Origin of the sequence: Streptococcus sp. oral taxon 064 (assembly GCF_001683375.1) — a bacterium.
GTDB lineage: Bacteria > Bacillota > Bacilli > Lactobacillales > Streptococcaceae > Streptococcus > Streptococcus oralis_S.
In genome coordinates, this window is the sequence record NZ_CP016207.1 from 1,579,783 (window position 1) to 1,598,784 (window position 19,002).

Below are 19,002 nucleotides of genomic sequence, written 5' to 3' on the forward strand. Positions count from 1 at the left end.
AAGCATTTTCTAGATCCTAAAAACAGGATAGGAGAACTAGAAAAGTTAAAATCGAAAATGAGAATAGAATGTAAGTTCTAGTTCTCATTTTTTTCATGAAAATGTGAAAAATATCTTGACATATAGTGTAAATAAAGATAAACTATTTACTAGTTAATTAAATGGTTAAATACTAGTTAAGGAGTAATGATGAAAAAAAGAACAATTCTACTATTAATGGCAAGTCTGTTGATTCTTGTCTTAGGAGCATGTAGCCAAAAAGAAAAACAAGAATCAAAAGGGATGAAGATTGTCACAAGTTTTTACCCAATCTATGCCATGGTCAAAGAGGTATCAGGTGACTTGAATGATGTACGGATGATTCAGTCAAGTAGTGGGATTCACTCCTTTGAACCATCAGCAAATGACATTGCTGCCATTTATGATGCGGATGTCTTTGTCTATCACTCTCATACGCTCGAATCTTGGGCTGGAAGTCTAGATCCTAACTTGAAAAATTCAAAAGTTAAGGTTTTAGAAGCTTCTGAAGGGATGACGTTGGAGCGTGTACCGGGTTTGGAAGATGTAGAAGCTGGTGACGGGATTGATGAAAAAACGCTCTATGACCCTCACACTTGGTTAGATCCTGAAAAAGCAGGCGAAGAGGCGCAGATTATTGCGGATAAACTTTCGGAGATTGACAGTGCTAATAAGGAGACGTATCAAAAGAATGCTAAAAACTTTATCGCTAAAGCCCAAGAATTGACTAAGAAGTACCAGCCTATTTTTGAAAAAGCGAGTCAAAAGACCTTTGTTACACAACACACAGCCTTTTCTTATCTCGCTAAACGCTTTGGTTTGAAACAACTTGGTATAGCAGGGATTTCACCTGAACAAGAGCCAAGTCCGAGACAACTAACAGAAATTCAAGAATTCGTTAAGACTTATAAGGTTAAAACCATCTTTACTGAGAGCAATGCTTCTTCTAAAGTCGCTGAGACTTTGGTCAAATCAACAGGAGTTAGCCTAAAGACCCTCAATCCTTTAGAAGCAGATCCTGAAAATGACAAAACTTACTTAGAAAATCTAGAAGAAAACATGAATGTTCTTGCAGAAGAATTAAAATGAGGAGATGATGAAAATGAAGAAGAAATACCTTGCAGCAGGATCGGCTCTTGTCCTTTCCCTAAGCCTTTGCATCTATGCATTGAACCAACACCAGGTAGAAGGAAACAAAGATAAAAATCGTGTGTCTTATGTCGATGGGAAGCAAGACTCTCAAAAAACAGAGACCCAGACACCAGACCAAGTTAGCAAAAAAGAAGACATTCAGGCTGAACAAATTGTCGTGAAAATCACAGACCAAGGTTATGTGACTTCACATGGTGATCATTTCCATTATTACAATGGTAAAGTTCCTTTTGACGCGATTTTCAGCGAAGAACTGTTGATGAAAGATGCCAATTATCAACTGAAAGATGCTGATATTGTCAATGAAATCAAAGGTGGCTACATTATCAAGGTTGATGGTAAGTATTATGTCTACCTTAAAGATGCGGCTCATGCTGATAATATTCGTACGAAGGACGAAATTGAACGCCAAAAACAAGGTCATACTCACGATGCACCAACTTCTAACAGTGCAGTGACACTTGCGCGATCACAAGGCCGTTATACTACCGACGATGGCTACATCTTTAATCCATCTGATATTATAGAGGATACTGGTGATGCTTATATCGTTCCTCATGGTGGACATTACCACTACATTCCAAAGAGTTCCTTGTCTGCTAGCGAATTAGCTGCTGCTCAAGCTTACCTTTCTGGAACTAGAAAACAACCGACTGTGACGGACTATCGTCCTAGTCCAAACGCAACTGGTCAAACTACCAACCCAAGTCAACAGGCTGAAACACCAAGTAATCAAGCTGAGAGTCTTCAAAGTCTATTGCAGCAACTCTATGCTCTTCCAAGTAGTCAACGTTATGCTGAATCAGATGGCTTGATTTTTGACCCTGCTAAGATTTCGAGCAGAACACCAAGTGGCGTAGCGATTCCACACGGAAATCACTATCATTTCATCCCATATACAAAACTTTCTGCCTTGGAAGAAAAGATTGCACGTATGATTCCTTTATCTAGCGACAGTGGGAAGCCAACACCTTTGGAAAATCCAAGCAAACCAGCAGAACATCCAGCTCAACCAGATCATCATCATGACCAAGACGGTGACCATGGAAGTCAGGATACCAACCATGAAGACCATGACCATGATGGAGAGGAGCATGACCACCACCACGGTGAAGAACATGATCATGGTTTTGCAGCTGACCGTGTTATTAGTGAAGATGAGCAAGGTTTTGTAGTTTCTCATGGAGATCACGCTCATTATTTCTTTAAGAAGGACTTGACTGCAGCCCAAATCAAAGCTGCCCAAGATCACTTGAAAGAAAATCATCAGTCTCAGCACGTTCAACCACTTGCAAAGACTGTGGAAAGTTTCTCAAGAGATGCTAGCGATGAAGAAAAAATCAAGTATATCTCACAGACCTACGGGGTTCCGCTCGAAGCGATTCGTATTTCAAACGGCTTCTTTGTCTTTGGAAATCCGGATCAAGCCTATGATCCAACCCATATCCATCCTTATGCTGTTCGAAAAGAACATGTTCGTATTCCTCTCCAAACTGGAAATCCAGAACTGGATTTCCTAAATGAACTTTATACGACTGCCCTACGTGATGGGGTGTCTCCTTATAGTTTGCAAGTAGAGAATGGTAGCTTTGTGATTCCTCACGGTGATCACAATCACTACATTAAGGTTCAGACAAATGGCTATGAAGTAGCTTTGAAAAATAAGATTCCGGCCCTACAATCGACCTATCAACCTGGAGCATTTGATGAACAAACAGTTCTATCTAAGGTGGATCAACTTTTAGCAGATAGCAGAAGTCTCTACAAAGACCAGCCAATCATGCAGAGACGGGTTGAACTTGCTTTGGGGCAGTTCACCGAAAATATGAAAAAATTGGCAACAAACTCAACTGCTGGATACCTAGCAGCATTGGATCTCTTTAATAAACAGTATATCCATGTGGACCAAAATGTGGCACCGGTTGAAACTTCACCTTTAGATAAGAAGTACCAAGCTCTAGTAGATAAGATCAATACATTGGATACAGATACTTATGGCTTGCCTAAGAAAGATCTTTTGGTACATTTGCAGGAAGCAAAACTAGCACAGGATGAGACAGAGTTGGCTGTCATTGAAGCGAAACTGCAGGCCTTGCAAGATTTCCGAGATCGGACAGGGGTTACAACAGTAGAGTACATCAAGTACTTCTACGAACATGTGTCTGATGGTCGTTTGAGAGAAGAACTTCGGAACCGTGTTGCCAAGTTGACATGGGAACTTTACCAGTCACAATCTTTCCTCAAAGCAACCAACTTGAACAAGTTATTCCCAACTATTTACCAAACTAAGTTAGAAGTAGAAGAAGCTCTCAAAGAAGAACCCGTTTCTACAAAAGTTGGTAAGACTATTCTAGATACGGAAAAAGTAGATAGTCAAACTGCTAAGACCGCCATCTATGAATTCCTAAAAGAACTCTACGGTGATTTTATGCCAGAAGAGCGGGTTAGTCATGTTAAGAAGGAAGAAGTGGATGCTCTCCTAACTAAAGCTGCCCAACTCCTAGCACGTGTCAAAGAAGATGGTGTCAAACAATCCCTAGCTGAAGAAACAGCTAATATCAAAGCGGCTACTGAAAAGGAAAATGCAGACCTTGACGAAGCTAAAACACAACTTGAGGATCTTTTAAATCGTATTGCAGCGACTATCCAACGAGAGAAAAAAGAAGCAGAACAAGATCCACAAACGGTGATTATCTACCAAAAACTCTATAATATCTTGCTCTCTCTTCACAAGTACTTAGAGGATAACAAAGGATCTGATGCTGACTTTGAACGTGTCGATGCCCTTTTTGATCAACTCGCAGCTAAAAGTAGTGATAAAGAAGGTCTCCTCACTCTAGCTAAAGAAATCATTAGCTTGAACCAAGAACTTCGTTCAAAAGCAAGTGAAACTGACAGTCAATCTAAGTCTGAGAAAGGCAGTGAAACAACTGCTTCTCAATCAAGCGAAAAGCAAGAGAAAAGTGAGACTGAGCCAAGTGCTCAACCAAACGAATAAAAAGAAAGACGAAGTAGCTGAGCTACCTCGTCTTTTTTAGTCTTTATAAGCTACAATACCAATGATGGTATCCACCGCACGCTCCATGGTCTGAAGACTGACGTATTCAAAACGTCCATGCATGTTTTCACCACCAGCAAAGATATTAGGAGTTGGGATCCCCATAAAGGAAATCTTAGACCCATCTGTTCCACCACGAATCGGTTCGATAATTGGCGCGATCCCTAAATCTTCCATAACAGCTTTAGCAATGGTAACGGGTGTCATGTCTTTCTCGATGACTTCTTTCATATTGTAGTACTGGTCTGTCAGAGTCAAGCTAACGCGATCATTCCCAAGCTCTTGATTCATCTTGTCAGCGATGGCTTGCATAGCTGCTTTACGAGCTTCAAAGGCATCTTTTTCAAAGTCACGGATGATGTAGCTTGCACGCGCCTCCTCGACACTACCTGTCACATCCATAAGATGATAGAAACCTTGATAACCATCTGTCAATTCAGGTCGGTCATTCTCTGGAAGTTGATTATGAAAATCAATCGCTAGCTGAAGGGCATTGACCATCTGTCCTTTAGCAGTACCAGGGTGAACATTGCGCCCTTGGAAATGAAGCTCAGCAGCAGCTGCTGAGAAAGTTTCATACTGAAGCTCACCTAGCGGACCACCATCAACAGTATAGGCAAAGTCAACGTTAAAGTCTTCAGCATCAAATTTGTTAGCTCCAACACCGATTTCTTCATCTGGTCCAAAACCAACTCGAATCTCACAGTGTTTGATTTCGGGATGAGCAGTCAGATATTCAATAGCAGTCATAATTTCAGCAATCCCTGACTTGTCATCAGCACCCAGCAAGGTCGTGCCATCAGTTGTGATAAGCGTTTGGCCTGGATATTTCTCAAGGCTCTTGAAATCAGCAGGATCGAGTTTAAATCCAGAATCACCCAAGTCGATAACTCCACCATCGTAATTTTCAATGACTTGCGGATTAACTCCCTCAGCATTAAAATCAGCAGTATCCATGTGGGAGATGAAGCCAATCTTGCGTGTAAGGCTGGGATCATTAGCTGGTAAGGTACCAATAGCAAAACCATTTGGAAGGTAGTAGACGTTTTGCAGACCGACACGTTTCATTTCAGGAATAAGAACATTGGTCGCAAAATCTACCTGGCTTTGCGTACTTGGAGTAGTAGTAGAGTGTTCATCAGAACGCGTATTGACCTTAACGTAGGTCAAGAAACGATCTAAAAGGTTCGGATAAGTCATAAAAACTCCTTTAACAATTAAAAATAAAATGCTATCTTCAGAAAAAACTAATTCTGAAGGTTTCATGATTTAATAATAAAATAACTCAAATCCATAATAATCTCAAATAGAAAAACGGTTATTCTATTCTTTTTCATTTTACCATAGAATAGTTTGAAAGACAAAGAAGAATCATGCTATTTTACAATCAATATAATATAAAATAATTATATTGATTGACACTGTTTGGAGTTTAGTGTACAATTGTTTTATAAATTCTATAGATTGATATAGTAATAATATAAAAACATTCTAGTTAAGGAGAATAAAATGAACATTCGCTTTGATTTTAAGAAAGTTCAAATTATTGCGCGCCGTTTAGTTACACTGTTAGCTATTCTCTTTTTGTGTGCTCCGATAGGTATGTTAAATGCTGATTCTAATACAGAACCTCAGACAACTCTTCACAAGACAATTACTCCGATATCCGGACAAGATGACAAGTATGAGTTGTCATTGGATATCACTTCTAAGCTTGGGACAGAAACTCAAACGGATCCCTTAGATGTTGTTTTAGTAGCAGATCTCTCAGGAAGTATGAACAAGAGAGATGTTCCTTCTTCTACTGGACGAACAATTACAAGATTGGATGCTTTAAAAAATACCCTTAAAGGGACTCGAAATCGTCAGGGATTAATTGATACGATTTTATCCAATTCAAATAATCGGTTATCCATGGTAGGTTTTGGCGGAAAGATTGATAATAAGTTTGCAGAACAATCATGGAATGCCTACTACCGAAAATGGGAGTGGGGATATCGGTATTGGCCGTATGAAGAGAGAACAGCATTTTATGATGGTGTGTCCCCATGGGATGATGCGGAAACAATTTTAAATTGGAATAACGATGCTAGTGGTTCAAAGACTGCAGTTAGTAATATGAAGATTGCTGGTGGCAAATCAATAGGGACTGAATCAGGAATCGGTACAGGAACCAATATTAGCGCAGGTATTCGTATTGCCAATCAATTGATGGATAGTGCAAGGTCTAATGCTAAGAAAGTTGTTATTGTTCTATCAGATGGTTTTGCCAATATGTATTACAACGACAGTGGTTATACAGTTTATAACTATAATAATCAAGATGGATCAGAAACGGCTCCATATTGGTTCTGGAATAATTTAGATGGATCTATCAATAATCTCGCCTATAGTCTCGCTCCAAAACTAGATGGCTTTTACTCTATTAAATTTCGTTATTCAAACAATGTCGACAGTATTACCAGTTTGCAGTATTATATCAGGTACCACAATTCTTCCATTCCTAATGAAATCCTATCCGCAAACAATGAAGACCAGTTACGAGACAGTTTTAAAGATATCACTGATAAGATTCTGCCTCTGGGAATTCACCGTGTGACTATCAAAGATGTTCTTTCTAAGTATGTCCAGCTATTACCGAACGGATCGTCAGAGTTTCGTGTAGTGAAAGAAACGGCTGGTAGCAGTGAAACATTAACCGAAGAGCAAGTAACTTTTGATACCAAGACAACCTCTGGTGGATTAGTGGAAGTTACGGCTAAATTTTCTCCGAATTATTCCTTGGAAGATGGGGCTCGATACGCTCTCAAATTTACTGTTACATCTAGTCAAGATGCTCTGGATGCCATTGCTGGTGATAAAAAGATAGAGGCTGGTGATGCTGATGGTTCTGATGTCAATAAACTCTATTCCAATAAAGGTGCCAGTGTCACCTATTCCTATGGAATAGGCACCTCACAAACCAAGACCAAAGAATACTCTGACAACCCAACATTTAAGCCTTCAGATCCATTAACGGTACCAGTGGAAGTTGAATGGCAAGGTGTGACGGGTGCGAGAACTGTTATTACAGCTGATCAACCGAGTAATATTGAACTGAAACTGGTTCAAAAGAACAAGAACGGAGGTTCTGATAATCAAGACTATCGAAAAACCAATGTGAATGTTGGTAAAAACGTATCTAATGAAACGAGGAACTTTGAAAAAGTTGCCAAAGGATATCAATACGATTTAATTGCACCGGACGTCCCAGCCTTTACCAAAGAAATAAAAAATGTTGGTACAGAATCTAAACCATCCTTTAAGGTAATCTATAAACAATTACCAAGCCTGACAATTAAAAAAGTGTTGAAATTCGAAAACAACTTGAACAAGGAGTTTTGGATTAAGGTAAAACTAACCTCTCCTGATTCTACGCCATTGAATGGAACTTTTGGTGAGATAACTGTTGTGAATGGTGAAGCGAAGATTCGTGTTGACAAACGAAAACGTTGGAAAGGTATTCTAAGCTATCTTCCTCGAGGAACCCACTACAAGGTTGAAGAAGAAGCCACATCAACAATTGGTTACCACGTTACATATGAGAATCAAGAGGGCGATCTGAATAAAGACGAGACCAGTACTGTCACGAACCACAAGCTTCCAAGTTTATCAGTCACAAAAAAGGTTACGGGGGTATTTGCCAACCTATTAAAATCCTTCAAGATTACCATTAACATAAAGGATGCTCAGAATAGACCATTGAATGGTTCCTATAATGTATTGGTGAATAACAAAAGAACGATCTTGCAGTTTACTGACGGACGAGCGTCTGTTGATCTTAACAAAGACCACACGATAAAAATTTATGGGCTACCACTTGATAGCTCCTATACCGTAGAAGAAGAATCAAACTCTTCGATTGGTTATCAGGTTACTTATGAAAATAAAGAAGGCAAGCTTGATGCGGACAAGTATGCGACAGTCAGGAATAATAAAAATAGTGTACCTGAAACTGGAATTGACTTCCTCAGCAGTACACTCGTGTTAGGAATAATCCTTCCTCTAGGAGGTATCTTCTTTACAATCCTACTCGGCTATCTAGTGGTACATAGGAGAAAATAATGCTACTTAAAAAGAAACATAAGAAAACAGTAACACAAGTCAATCGGGATAAGTCTCCGCCGAGTGTATGGGGAGATATCCTCTACTTAGTCAGTAAGCTTCTGATGGTTGGGTTTGTACTGGCCACCCTTTACTTTTTTGTCTTTGGACTATTGAGATACAATGACGATGGCATGAAGCCATCCTTAAAAGATGGCGACTTGGTTGTCTACTATAGGCTTGATAAACGTTATTCGATTGGTGACCTGCTCGTCTATAGTTATAAGGGCAAGGAAAGAGTGGCGCGTGTCATAGCAACCGAAGGAAGTACGATCGATATAAACGAAAATGGTCTCATCATCAACGGTTCTCCTCAACAAGAGCAGGATATCTACAAAGAAACGCTGCTCTATAAGGAAGGGGCTACCTTCCCAATGAAAGTCCCAGCAGGACAACTCTTTGTCCTCGGAGACAATCGAACAACGGCTGTAGATAGTCGTGCTTTTGGAACCATTCCTATACAGGATACCCATGGCAAGGTGGTAACAGTCCTAAGGCGACGGGGCTTTTGATGATAATTTATGAAAAAAGAAATTTAAAAACAAAAGGAATAATCATGAAAAAAAGATTTTTGAAAAAATTAGTTACTGCAAGCATTGCAGCTGTAACCGCCTTGTCGGTCTTTAGAGGAGTTCCAACATTTGCGGATGATAATGATGTGGCAACTGCTAAAGCAACTGGTGAAACAAGTGCAAAAGTAGCTATTAATAAAACACTGAATATTGCTGAAGGAATTACAACACCGAAAGCGACTTTTAGGTTTACTTTTACTCCACAACCTGGAACTTCTTCAAATGATGCTCCTTATCAAATGGCTTCAAATTCGGAAAGTAATAAGGGATTCATTCCTGATCGTACGGTGACTTATTCGGAAGCTGATCGCTTAGCCAGTGGTCAATCAAGCATTAAAAAAGATACAGGTGACATTTTTGCTGGAGTTTCTTATGATCATGCAGGCGAGTATGTTTACCTCGTAAAGGAAACAGATAAAACTTATACACCTATTAAAGATAAAAATGATCAAGATATAGATGCTGTGAAATATGATACTCGCACTTATAAAATGCATGTAATTGTCAAAAATAAAGAAAATTCAGGTACCTTTATTTCTTCTGTTTACTTTAGAGAAGAGAATAAACCTGGCGCTGCTAAAGTTGCTCCATCTTCAAATTCAAATATTTTCAAATATGATTTATTTGAGAACACATATACTAAAAACGGAGGGAAAATTGATCCAACAGATCCTAAACACCCAAATGAACCAACAAAAGATATAACAGACAATGCAAAAAAATCCTTAACTATTCTAAAAAAAGTTGACGGAGGGACTGCGGATCGTACAAAAGATTTCCAATTTGAGATAACTGTAAAATTACCCAAAACAAATGAAACAGCAGTATCTCCTGTAACACAAATTACAGTTCATTATGGTGATAAAACTGAAAATGTTGATGTTGCTACCGATAAAGTCACATTTACTAAAACTTTTACTTTGAAGCATGGTCAAGAGTTTGCCATTGCTAATCTTCCAGCAGGTTCTCGTTATACTGTAAAAGAAACCGGAAGCAAAGGATATACCGCTACTTCTAAATATACTGAGAATGGTGAAAGTAAAACCAAATCAGATGGTACTCAAGCCCAAGATTATACAGTTGAAAATGTTCTTGTCGGTGAAAAATTGAACGACAACACTTTTACCAATAAATTCCAAGACGTTACCCCTACTGGTCTCTTGATTGACAATCTTCCCTTCATCTTGATGATTGGTCTTGGTTTGGCTGGATTTGTTGCTTTGTCTAAAAAACGCAGACAAGCTTAAGCAAGTGGTTTGACCGATGAAAATCAAGCGTGAGAAACCAAAAAAGAGTTTGTCTAGGCGGCTGGTCCTTGCTGTAGATGCATTGATGAATCATATCTTGCTCCTCTTGGCAGCCTTAGTCTTTCTCTTTGGTTTCTACGCCCTTTGGGATGCCAATCAGGTTTATTCTCAGGCTTCATCAAGTGAGTATGAGGCTTATAGACCTGTTAGTACCAGTGAGAAGGATGAGCTTGATAGTTTTTCTGGCTTTCACAAGCTACAGCAAGTCAATCCAGAGGTTCTCGGTTGGATCAATGTCTATGGCACCAATATCGACTATCCCTTAGTCCAAGCCAAAGACAATGAAAAATACCTGAACAAGGATTCCAAGGGAGAATTTGCAGCTACAGGAGCTATTTTCCTTGAGGCTCGAAATGAATCCAAATTCGAAGACTTTAATACCATCATCTACGGACACCATGTAGAAAATGGGGTTATGTTTGGAGATGTAGCGAAGTTTTCTGATAAGGAATTTTTTGACCAGCATCGCTACGGTAGTATTTACTATAATGGTGTTGAAAAAGGTCTTGAGATCTTTGAGATGCTCGAGGTGGACGCCTATGACTTTAACATCTACGATCCAGGTATTAATGGGGATAATCGGCGCCAAGAATATATCGATCACTTACTCTCGGTTGCCATCCACAAACGAGACATTACACTGGGGCCAAATGACCATATCATCCTTCTCAGTACCTGTTTCCTAGACGTAACAAATGGGAGACATATCGTAGTTGCCAAGATTACGGATACGGTTCCAAAGGACACCTTCCATACGAAAAAATCAAAACCATTCCCTTATAGTGTCTTTGATGATTCGTCGCTCGGACGATTTCTCTCATCGATTCCTTTGTGGATATGGTACATCATCTTGTTTATCTTGCTCTTGCTATTGATCTTCTTGCTCATCATCCTCTACTTGATCTTGCGTCGTAGAAAAGAAGCAAAGGAAGAAGGGGCAGATACCATTACTGACTAAACTACCAATAAAAGAGAAAGGGACAGCCTCTCTTGCTCTTTTATTTTCAAGGCTAGAGAGGAGAAAGAAGGAAATATGAAAACAAGTACGAGTCGCAAAGTTATAAAGGTCAATCTATCCCTCTTTCTAGCTTTTTTCTGTCTTTTTACAGCTGATAGAGTTCTTGCGAGTGACTACGATCATTATAATCCCATTGAAAAAGATGCCAGCAGTACGGGCTTTGAAACCTTGCAGCACCTCAACAAGGATGTTTGTGGTTGGATTAGCCTTGATGGAACCAAGGTAGACTATCCCCTCTTGCAGAGTCAGGACAATATCAAATACCTTGACCGCAATGCTTTTGGTGATTATACTGTGTCAGGCTCTATATTCCTAGACTATCGTTTTAACCCAAACTTTACTGACTTTAACACTATCATTTATGGTCACTCCATGGCTTCTGGAGCTATGTTTGGGGAGATTCAAAAATTTGCGGATCAAGATTTTTTTGAAAAGCATCGCTATGGCTCTATCTACTACAATGGTCGAGAACGTGGTCTTGAGATATTTGGGATTTTAGAAGTAGATGCATATGACACGGAGATTTACCGAACCTTGAGTTCCAACGACGAGGAACACCAGGCTTACTATCAATATCTGCTAAGTAAAGCTAAGTACAAGCGAGATGTTTCTTTGACTTCAACGGACAAGATTGTTTTGTTAAGCACCTGTTTCCTTAATATTACCAACGGACGACATATCCTCTTAGCTAAAATAACAGATGCACCAGTAAAAACAGCACAGGATAAAAGTGGAGAAGCAGTGGGGACGCGGTATTTCGATCAAGGGATTCCAACGCATTGGATTTATATCCTTGCCTTTCTTCTCCTGATTATCGTTATTTTGCTTCTTGTTGTTATCATCCTAATCATGAGACGAGATAAAAAGACTAAAGAACAAAAGAAATAGTAGACGTCGGAAGCGTTTACTATTTTTTTCTTTCATGATAGAATAGATAGTGAAAATAATAACATAAGGATGATAACATGAAAAAAGCAATATTAATGATGACCTTTGGATCTCCAGAGGAGATTAGTTTTGAAGGAGTAGCAGAATTTTTTACAAACATTCGTCGTGGAGTCAGACCCCAAGATCACGAAATTCAGACCCTCTATGACAACTACGTCCTTATCGGTGGGACGCCCTTGCAGCGGATTACAAGGGAAGAAGTTGCTTTAGTAAGAGAACATTTAGGCGAAGAGTACGGTATCTACTTTGCCAATAAGTTTTCTCGTCCCTTTATCCCAGACGTGATCAAGCAGATGGAGTCTGATGGTATTGAAGAATGTATTTGTTTGATTTTGGAACCTCATTATTCCTTTTACTCAGTCATGGGGTATGAAAAGTTTTTGGAAAGCCAGAAAATCCGATTTTTAGTTATTAAGGACTGGTATCAACAACAGGCTTTGCTGGACTTCTGGACAGATGAGATTATCAAAATTTTACGGAACCATGTGGGAGAAGAATCTTTCAAGGTAATCTTTTCGGCACACAGTGTTCCCATTTTTGCCTTGGATTATGGAGATCCTTATATCGACCAGATTTTCGATAATAGCAAGCTAATTGCTGAACAACTCGGCCTAACAGCCGACCAGTATACCAATACTTGGCAGAGCGAAAGCGATATTGGAATCCCTTGGATCAAGCCAGATGTCTTAGAATATTTACGAGAACAAAAGCAACATCCAGAACATTATATTTTTATTCCGATTAGTTTTATCAGTGAGCACATCGAAGTCTTGTTTGATAATGATGTGGAATGTTATGATTTGTGTCAAAAAATAGGTGTCACCTACCATCGTCCACCTATGCCCAATACGGATAGCCGTTTAATTGACGCTTTAGTTGCTACTGTAAGAGCCAATGAACACAAAGAATTTAAAGCTTTTCTTCCAGAAGAAGAAACCTTCGATGAGTTAGCACCGTCAGCAACTACAAAGGATATTATGGAGGAGACAGACGACCTTCAGATGCCAGAATTTGTCAAAAAACTCATTGAGAAAAAAGGCCGTGAGAATGTGAAGATGCCTTACTTGATTAAGAAAATGCTCGAAAAGGCTGGGAAGTTACCAAAAGAGTAAAGAAAAAAGGATTTAGCTTTAAGCTAGATCCTTTATCTGTTTTATTTTTTCTCAAGAAGAGCTTTGATTTCTTGAAGAACTTCAAGTTCAGTTGGAGCAGCAGGTGCTTCCTCAACCACTTCCTCTTTCTTACGAAGGTTTTGCGCTTTTTCCATAGCTTTAATAACAAAGAAAAGCACAGTACCTACAACGAGAAAGTTGATAATAGCACTCAAGAATTTACCATATGTAACACCATTCCATGCAAGCTCAGCGATGTTTTGTACTTTCGCAGCTTCCAAAGCTGGGTTCAATAGAAGTGGAGTGATGATATCATTAACAAATGAAGTAACGATAGCACCAAAAGCAGAGGCAATGATTACACCGACAGCAAGGTCAACAACATTACCACGAAGCAAGAATTCTTTTAAATCCTTTAACATTTTCATAATGTCCTTTCCTAAATTTCTAATTTATTATATCCTAAAATGTGACAAAAAGCAACTTGAATCCTCAAAGTGGTCAGTTGCTCCTTTTAAAAATATAGATTTTACTGAAAATGTAGTTTAAAATGATGATCAAAATTTGTGCTAGAATAGTTTCAACAGTATTAACCCTATCTATATTCTGTTCGACAAACTGGCCAATAATATCAGGAAAGGTTGTAACAAAGATATAAGTTAAAAGAACGTCAAGACCAAGAGTAGAGAGACGAGCTAAGAAAAACTTAGCCAGACGGGTTAGCCAATTTCTTCTCTCTTGTTTAAAGACAATTGTATCATTGGTGAGAAAGGCAAAGAGAATCCCAATAATATTAGCGAGGGCAGTTGCGAGGATTTCCTGGTGGCTGATATGGTAAATAACCAAACGTGATACAATAGAAACCAGAGTAGTAGCACCACCAAAAAATAGGTAGGAGAGGATTTCGTTATCAAAGAAAGCTTTTATTAGTTTTTTCATGATTTTAGTATAGCATAAAACTGGCTAATGTGCTATACTAGTAAGGTTGATAACCTCAACCCTTGGTGCTTAGCTTCTTTCACCAAGCATATTTTACGCGGGAAACCGCTAAAGGAGAAAGCATGAAAAAATTAACTGTTCGCGACATGGCAGACATCGCTATCGTTGCTGCGATCTATGTAGTTTTGACTATTACGCCACCAATCAATGTTCTTAGTTTTGGGGCGTATCAGTTCCGTATTTCAGAAATGCTGAATTTCTTGGCCTTTTACAACCCTAAATACATTTTCGGTGTGACAATTGGATGTATGATTGCTAATTTATTTAGTAGTTTTGGCCTAATAGATGTCTTTGTTGGTGGGGGTTCTACCCTAGTTTTCCTTAGTCTAGGGGTATGGCTCTTTGCAAAATACAGCAAAGATTACCTCTTTAACGGATTGATTCGAAAAGATCATTTCTTCTTTTCAATCCTCTTCTCCATTTCAATGATTACCATTGCAGCTGAACTTCATATCTTGACAGAAGCTCCCTTCTTGTTCACATGGTTCTCTACTGGAATTGGTGAGTTTGCATCACTTATCGTAGGAGCGATTTTGATTGGTAAACTGGGACAGCGAATCGATCTAACAAAATAAGAAGTTTATAAGCTAGATTCTTGCTAAATCTAGCTTTTTTCATTTCAGAAATTTAAAAGAGAGCGCTTGACAAGAACATAGAACTATAGTATACTTTTTAGGTAAGCTGATTTAGCTCAGTTGGCAGAGCGCATCCATGGTAAGGATGAGGTCGCCGGTTCAATCCCGGCAATTAGCATGATAGAAACAAAGTGACCTTGGGAGACCAAGGTTTTTCTTATCTACCTGTATAAATGAAGCAAAGAGTTTTGGTTGTTGACAAAAGTGACTCTATCTAGTAGAATAGTAGATGCGATGAGTCGATAGGTAGTCTTCGGACTACTATTGAGCATAAGGAGGTCATAACGCAGGAGCGGACCTTGATGAGTTGTGTGAACCTGCTCATCACATGAAGATGCCTCTTAGTCCCTAGTCAATGGCTAGGGATTTTTAGTTTTCAGAAAATATAGTCTAAAAATACTTTTCAATTTCTGTAAAAAGTAGTATAATACATCTATTATAGAAATTTTTAGAAAATTCCGAAAGAGGTTATTTATGGGATATACAGTTGCTGTAGTCGGCGCGACAGGTGCTGTCGGAGCTCAGATGATAAAAATGTTGGAAGAATCAACACTTCCAATCGATAAAATTCGTTACCTTGCTTCTGCACGTTCAGCAGGCAAAACTTTGAAATTTAAAGACAAAGATATTACGATTGAAGAAACGACTGAGACAGCTTTTGAGGGTATTGATATTGCACTCTTCTCAGCAGGTGGTTCGACATCAGCTAAGTATGCACCATACGCAGTTCAAGCTGGAGCGGTAGTAGTAGATAACACATCTTATTTCCGTCAAAATCCAGATGTTCCTTTGGTTGTTCCAGAGGTCAATGCTCATGCACTTGATGCCCACAACGGAATCATTGCCTGCCCTAACTGTTCAACAATCCAAATGATGGTGGCTCTTGAGCCTGTTCGTCAAAAATGGGGCTTGGACCGTATCATCGTTTCAACATACCAAGCGGTTTCAGGTGCTGGTATGGGTGCGATTCTTGAAACACAACGTGAACTTCGTGAAGTCTTGAATGACGATGTGAATCCACGTGATTTGCATGCGGAAATCTTGCCTTCAGGCGGTGATAAGAAACACTATCCTATCGCCTTTAACGCTCTTCCACAAATCGATGTCTTCACTGACAATGATTACACTTACGAAGAGATGAAGATGACTAACGAAACGAAGAAAATCATGGAAGATGATAGCATCGCAGTGTCTGCAACATGTGTGCGTATTCCAGTCTTGTCAGCTCACTCTGAGTCAGTTTATATCGAAACAAAAGAAGTGGCTCCAATCGAAGAAGTGAAAGCAGCTATCGCAGCCTTTCCAGGTGCAGTTCTTGAGGATGACGTAGCGCATCAAATCTATCCGCAAGCCATCAATGCAGTTGGTTCACGTGATACCTTTGTTGGTCGTATCCGTAAAGACTTAGATGCTGAAAAAGGAATCCATATGTGGGTTGTTTCAGATAACCTTCTCAAAGGTGCTGCCTGGAACTCAGTTCAGATTGCAGAAACGCTTCACGAACGTGGATTGGTTCGTCCAACAGCTGAGTTGAAATTTGAATTAAAATAGTCATATCGTTTAGGAGTTCAGATGAACTCCTTCTTTGAAATAGAGAGGTGTTTCTCATGTCTTATCAAGATTTAAAAGAGTGTAAAATCATCACGGCCTTTATTACCCCTTTCCATGAGGATGGTTCCATCAACTTTGATGCTATTCCAGCCTTGATTGAGCATTTATTGGCCCATCACACAGATGCAATTCTTCTAGCTGGAACGACTGCTGAGAGTCCAACTTTGACCCACGATGAGGAGTTGGAACTCTTTGCGGCTGTACAAAAGATTGTTAATGGACGTGTTCCTTTGATTGCGGGTGTAGGTACCAATGATACGCGTGACTCGATTGAGTTTGTCAAAGAAGTCGCAGAATTTGGCGGTTTCGCTGCTGGACTTGCAATCGTACCATACTACAACAAACCTTCACAAGAAGGCATGTATCAGCACTTTAAAGCTATTGCAGATGCTTCTGACTTGCCTATTATCATCTATAACATTCCAGGGCGTGTAGTAGTGGAATTAACTCCAGAAACCATGCTTCGTTTGGCTGACCATCCAAATATCATTGGTGTCAAAGAATGTACCAGCTTGGCAAATATGGCTTACTTGATTGAGCACAAGCCAGAAGAATTCTTGATTTATACAGGTGAAGATGGAGATGCCTTCCATGCCATGAACCTTGGTGCGGATGGGGTTATTTCTGTTGCCTCCCATACAAATGGAGATGAGATGCACGAGATGTTCACTGCCATTGCAGAAAGCGATATGAAGAAAGCTGCAGCTATTCAGCGTAAATTCATTCCTAAGGTCAATGCCCTCTTCTCTTATCCAAGTCCTGCTCCAGTTAAGGCAGTTTTGAACTACATGGGATTTGAAGCGGGGCCAACTCGTCTACCTCTTGTTCCAGCACCAGAAGAAGATGCCAAACGCATCATCAAAGTTGTCGTAGATGGTGACTACGAAGCAACTAAGGCAACTGTAACAGGTGTCTTAAGACCAGATTACTAATAAAGACAATAAAATCCATGACCGCAAGAACGATCATGGATTTTTCTTATTTTCCTAAACAGAATTGGCTAAAGAGTTGGGTGATGAGTTCATCAGGTGCGGCATCTCCAGTGATTTCTCCGAGAATTTCCCAAGTACGAGTCAAGTCAACTTGAAGCAAATCAACTGGCATACCCAGTTCAAGACCTTCATTAACTGCTTGCAAGCTTTCAACAGCCTTCTCAATCAAGGAAATGTGGCGGGCATTTGACAAGTATGTGGCGTCTTGCTCAACTAGACCAGCATTTTCAAAGAAGAGGTTGTTGATTCTCTCTTCAATCTTATCGATATTTTGATTTTTAAGAACTGAAATACGGATGACATCTTCAGGAAGTTCAGAAGTTTCAATCGCTTCAGTCAGGTCTGTTTTATTAAGTAAAATAATGCGATTAGTATCCTGACTGATTTCTAGGAGTTGGCGGTCTTGGGCGGTCAGTGGTTCACTAGCATTTAGCACCAGTAGAACCAAGTCAGCTTCCATGAGGGCTTTTTTGGAACGCTCAACACCGATTTGTTCAACGATGTCATCTGTTTCACGGATACCAGCTGTATCAATCAATTTAAGAGGAACACCATTGATGTTGACGTATTCTTCGATGACATCACGGGTCGTACCAGCGATATCTGTTACAATAGCCTTGTCTTCACGAAGGAGATTATTGAGAAGACTGGATTTACCAACATTGGGACGGCCGATGATAGCAGTTGAAATTCCCTCACGAAGTATCTTACCGCGACGAGCTGTTCTAAGGAGATTGGTTAGCAATTGCTCAAACTCCATGGTTTTCTCACGGACGACTGCAGTAGTGGCTTCCTCAACATCGTCATACTCAGGATAGTCGATATTGACCTCAACTTGGGCAAGCGTATTGAGGATTTCTTGCCGAGTATTGTTAATGAGGTCAGAAAGAGAACCGTCCAATTGTTTGACTGCAATATTCATAGCTTTGTCTGTTTTGGCACGGATGATGTCCATCACCGCCTCAGCCTGTGTCAAGTCCACACGACCGTTTAGAAAGGCACGCTTGGTAAATTCACCAGGTTCTGCCAACCGAGCTCCTTCACGGATAGCTAGTTGGAGAATTTCATTGGTTACCGCAATCCCACCGTGGGTGTTAATCTCGATAATATCTTCACGAGTGAAGGTCTTTGGAGACTTCATAGCCCCAACCATAACCTCGTCCATGATCTTACCAGTTTGAGGATCAACGATGTGACCATAGTTAAGAGTGTGGCTAGAAACCTTGCTCAAGTCTTTTCCTTTAAAAATCTTTTGCGCAATGGCAAAACTGTCTGTTCCGCTCAAGCGGACAATACCAATGGCCCCTTCACCTAGTGGAGTAGAGATAGCAGCGATAGTATCAAATTCACGTGTAATCATACTAATTCCTTTTGTATTTCTTTTCTTAGGATATGTATCCAAACATCTCTTCAAATTGTAACAAATTTAGGTTATTT

At 39.7% G+C, this 19,002-nt stretch carries 15 protein-coding genes, 1 tRNA gene and 1 riboswitch; of the genes, 12 read left to right on the forward strand and 4 right to left on the reverse strand.

All coding sequences use genetic code 11. The features are described from left to right. Nucleotides 1-189: 189 nt before the first annotated feature. The gene (locus AXF18_RS07740) at nucleotides 190-1,107 is read left to right on the forward strand and encodes a metal ABC transporter substrate-binding protein (RefSeq protein WP_000747439.1); all 918 of its coding nucleotides are present in this window, start codon (nucleotides 190-192) and stop codon (nucleotides 1,105-1,107) included. A 13-nt stretch (nucleotides 1,108-1,120) separates the two neighbouring features. Next, nucleotides 1,121-4,168 (forward strand): pneumococcal-type histidine triad protein, encoded by a 3,048-nt coding sequence (locus tag AXF18_RS07745; RefSeq protein WP_065371758.1) that lies wholly within the window; start codon nucleotides 1,121-1,123, stop codon nucleotides 4,166-4,168. Between the two features lie 36 nt (nucleotides 4,169-4,204). Here the strand turns inward: AXF18_RS07745 and pepT are convergent, their stop codons facing one another. After that, entirely contained in the window at nucleotides 4,205-5,428 is a 1,224-nt protein-coding gene (gene pepT / locus AXF18_RS07750; RefSeq protein WP_000222029.1) for a peptidase T, read from the reverse strand. A 309-nt stretch (nucleotides 5,429-5,737) separates the two neighbouring features. Here pepT and pitA point away from each other — a divergent pair, with 309 nt between their 5' ends. From pitA to hemH, 6 genes are all read left to right on the forward strand, one after another. After that, nucleotides 5,738-8,332 (forward strand): PI-2 pilus tip adhesin PitA, encoded by a 2,595-nt coding sequence (gene pitA / locus AXF18_RS07755; protein ID WP_065371759.1) that lies wholly within the window; start codon nucleotides 5,738-5,740, stop codon nucleotides 8,330-8,332. Then, entirely contained in the window at nucleotides 8,332-8,883 is a 552-nt protein-coding gene (sipA, locus tag AXF18_RS07760; protein ID WP_065371760.1) for a PI-2 pilus system signal peptidase SipA, read from the forward strand. Before pitA ends, sipA begins: the two co-directional genes overlap by 1 nt. Before the next feature lie 44 nt (nucleotides 8,884-8,927). Next, nucleotides 8,928-10,190 (forward strand): DUF5979 domain-containing protein, encoded by a 1,263-nt coding sequence (locus tag AXF18_RS07765; protein WP_000745535.1) that lies wholly within the window; start codon nucleotides 8,928-8,930, stop codon nucleotides 10,188-10,190. 16 nt (nucleotides 10,191-10,206) lie between these two features. Continuing rightward, the gene (gene srtB, locus AXF18_RS07770) at nucleotides 10,207-11,208 is read left to right on the forward strand and encodes a class B sortase (RefSeq protein WP_000695085.1); all 1,002 of its coding nucleotides are present in this window, start codon (nucleotides 10,207-10,209) and stop codon (nucleotides 11,206-11,208) included. A gap of 75 nt (nucleotides 11,209-11,283) precedes the next feature. After that, nucleotides 11,284-12,156, forward strand: coding sequence for a class B sortase (srtB, locus tag AXF18_RS07775; protein WP_065371761.1), 873 nt, complete (start codon nucleotides 11,284-11,286; stop codon nucleotides 12,154-12,156). A 77-nt stretch (nucleotides 12,157-12,233) separates the two neighbouring features. Beyond that, complete coding sequence (gene hemH / locus AXF18_RS07780) at nucleotides 12,234-13,328, forward strand: ferrochelatase (protein ID WP_000709215.1); 1,095 nt, start codon at nucleotides 12,234-12,236, stop codon at nucleotides 13,326-13,328. A gap of 41 nt (nucleotides 13,329-13,369) precedes the next feature. Here hemH and mscL read toward each other — a convergent pair whose 3' ends face one another. Then, nucleotides 13,370-13,750 (reverse strand): large conductance mechanosensitive channel protein MscL, encoded by a 381-nt coding sequence (gene mscL, locus AXF18_RS07785; protein ID WP_000910206.1) that lies wholly within the window; start codon nucleotides 13,748-13,750, stop codon nucleotides 13,370-13,372. Nucleotides 13,751-13,829: 79 nt separating this feature from the next. After that, a complete protein-coding gene (locus AXF18_RS07790; protein ID WP_000733465.1) occupies nucleotides 13,830-14,267 on the reverse strand; it encodes a GtrA family protein in 438 nt (145 codons plus the stop codon). Nucleotides 14,268-14,295: 28 nt separating this feature from the next. Continuing rightward, nucleotides 14,296-14,392, forward strand: a riboswitch (PreQ1 riboswitch). On the opposite strand from AXF18_RS07790, the gene AXF18_RS07795 reads away from it, so the two are divergent. The 4 genes from AXF18_RS07795 (at nucleotide 14,390) to dapA (ending at nucleotide 17,505) form a co-directional block, all read left to right on the forward strand. After that, nucleotides 14,390-14,902: a QueT transporter family protein gene (locus tag AXF18_RS07795; RefSeq protein ID WP_000737302.1), complete on the forward strand. Its 513-nt coding sequence runs from the start codon at nucleotides 14,390-14,392 to the stop codon at nucleotides 14,900-14,902. (Overlaps the previous riboswitch by 3 nt.) A gap of 105 nt (nucleotides 14,903-15,007) precedes the next feature. Beyond that, nucleotides 15,008-15,080, forward strand: a tRNA-Thr gene (locus AXF18_RS07800). A 356-nt stretch (nucleotides 15,081-15,436) separates the two neighbouring features. Then, a complete protein-coding gene (locus tag AXF18_RS07805) occupies nucleotides 15,437-16,513 on the forward strand; it encodes an aspartate-semialdehyde dehydrogenase (protein WP_065371762.1) in 1,077 nt (358 codons plus the stop codon). Nucleotides 16,514-16,569: 56 nt separating this feature from the next. Further along, a complete protein-coding gene (dapA, locus tag AXF18_RS07810; RefSeq protein WP_000121598.1) occupies nucleotides 16,570-17,505 on the forward strand; it encodes a 4-hydroxy-tetrahydrodipicolinate synthase in 936 nt (311 codons plus the stop codon). 46 nt (nucleotides 17,506-17,551) lie between these two features. On the opposite strand, the gene mnmE is transcribed toward dapA, so the two are convergent. After that, nucleotides 17,552-18,925 (reverse strand): tRNA uridine-5-carboxymethylaminomethyl(34) synthesis GTPase MnmE, encoded by a 1,374-nt coding sequence (mnmE, locus tag AXF18_RS07815; protein ID WP_049500542.1) that lies wholly within the window; start codon nucleotides 18,923-18,925, stop codon nucleotides 17,552-17,554. Nucleotides 18,926-19,002: the final 77 nt, after the last annotated feature.

Excerpts from the sequence above, each read along its gene's own strand:
- AXF18_RS07740 (WP_000747439.1), top strand. The coding sequence starts at position 190 with ATGAAAAAAAGAACAATTCTACTATTAATGGCAAGTCTGTTGATTCTT.
- AXF18_RS07745 (WP_065371758.1), top strand. The coding sequence starts at position 1,121 with ATGAAGAAGAAATACCTTGCAGCAGGATCGGCTCTTGTCCTTTCCCTA.
- pepT (WP_000222029.1), bottom strand. The coding sequence starts at position 5,428 with ATGACTTATCCGAACCTTTTAGATCGTTTCTTGACCTACGTTAAGGTC.
- pitA (WP_065371759.1), top strand. The coding sequence starts at position 5,738 with ATGAACATTCGCTTTGATTTTAAGAAAGTTCAAATTATTGCGCGCCGT.
- sipA (WP_065371760.1), top strand. The coding sequence starts at position 8,332 with ATGCTACTTAAAAAGAAACATAAGAAAACAGTAACACAAGTCAATCGG.
- AXF18_RS07765 (WP_000745535.1), top strand. The coding sequence starts at position 8,928 with ATGAAAAAAAGATTTTTGAAAAAATTAGTTACTGCAAGCATTGCAGCT.
- srtB (WP_000695085.1), top strand. The coding sequence starts at position 10,207 with ATGAAAATCAAGCGTGAGAAACCAAAAAAGAGTTTGTCTAGGCGGCTG.
- srtB (WP_065371761.1), top strand. The coding sequence starts at position 11,284 with ATGAAAACAAGTACGAGTCGCAAAGTTATAAAGGTCAATCTATCCCTC.
- hemH (WP_000709215.1), top strand. The coding sequence starts at position 12,234 with ATGAAAAAAGCAATATTAATGATGACCTTTGGATCTCCAGAGGAGATT.
- mscL (WP_000910206.1), bottom strand. The coding sequence starts at position 13,750 with ATGTTAAAGGATTTAAAAGAATTCTTGCTTCGTGGTAATGTTGTTGAC.
- AXF18_RS07790 (WP_000733465.1), bottom strand. The coding sequence starts at position 14,267 with ATGAAAAAACTAATAAAAGCTTTCTTTGATAACGAAATCCTCTCCTAC.
- AXF18_RS07795 (WP_000737302.1), top strand. The coding sequence starts at position 14,390 with ATGAAAAAATTAACTGTTCGCGACATGGCAGACATCGCTATCGTTGCT.
- AXF18_RS07805 (WP_065371762.1), top strand. The coding sequence starts at position 15,437 with ATGGGATATACAGTTGCTGTAGTCGGCGCGACAGGTGCTGTCGGAGCT.
- dapA (WP_000121598.1), top strand. The coding sequence starts at position 16,570 with ATGTCTTATCAAGATTTAAAAGAGTGTAAAATCATCACGGCCTTTATT.
- mnmE (WP_049500542.1), bottom strand. The coding sequence starts at position 18,925 with ATGATTACACGTGAATTTGATACTATCGCTGCTATCTCTACTCCACTA.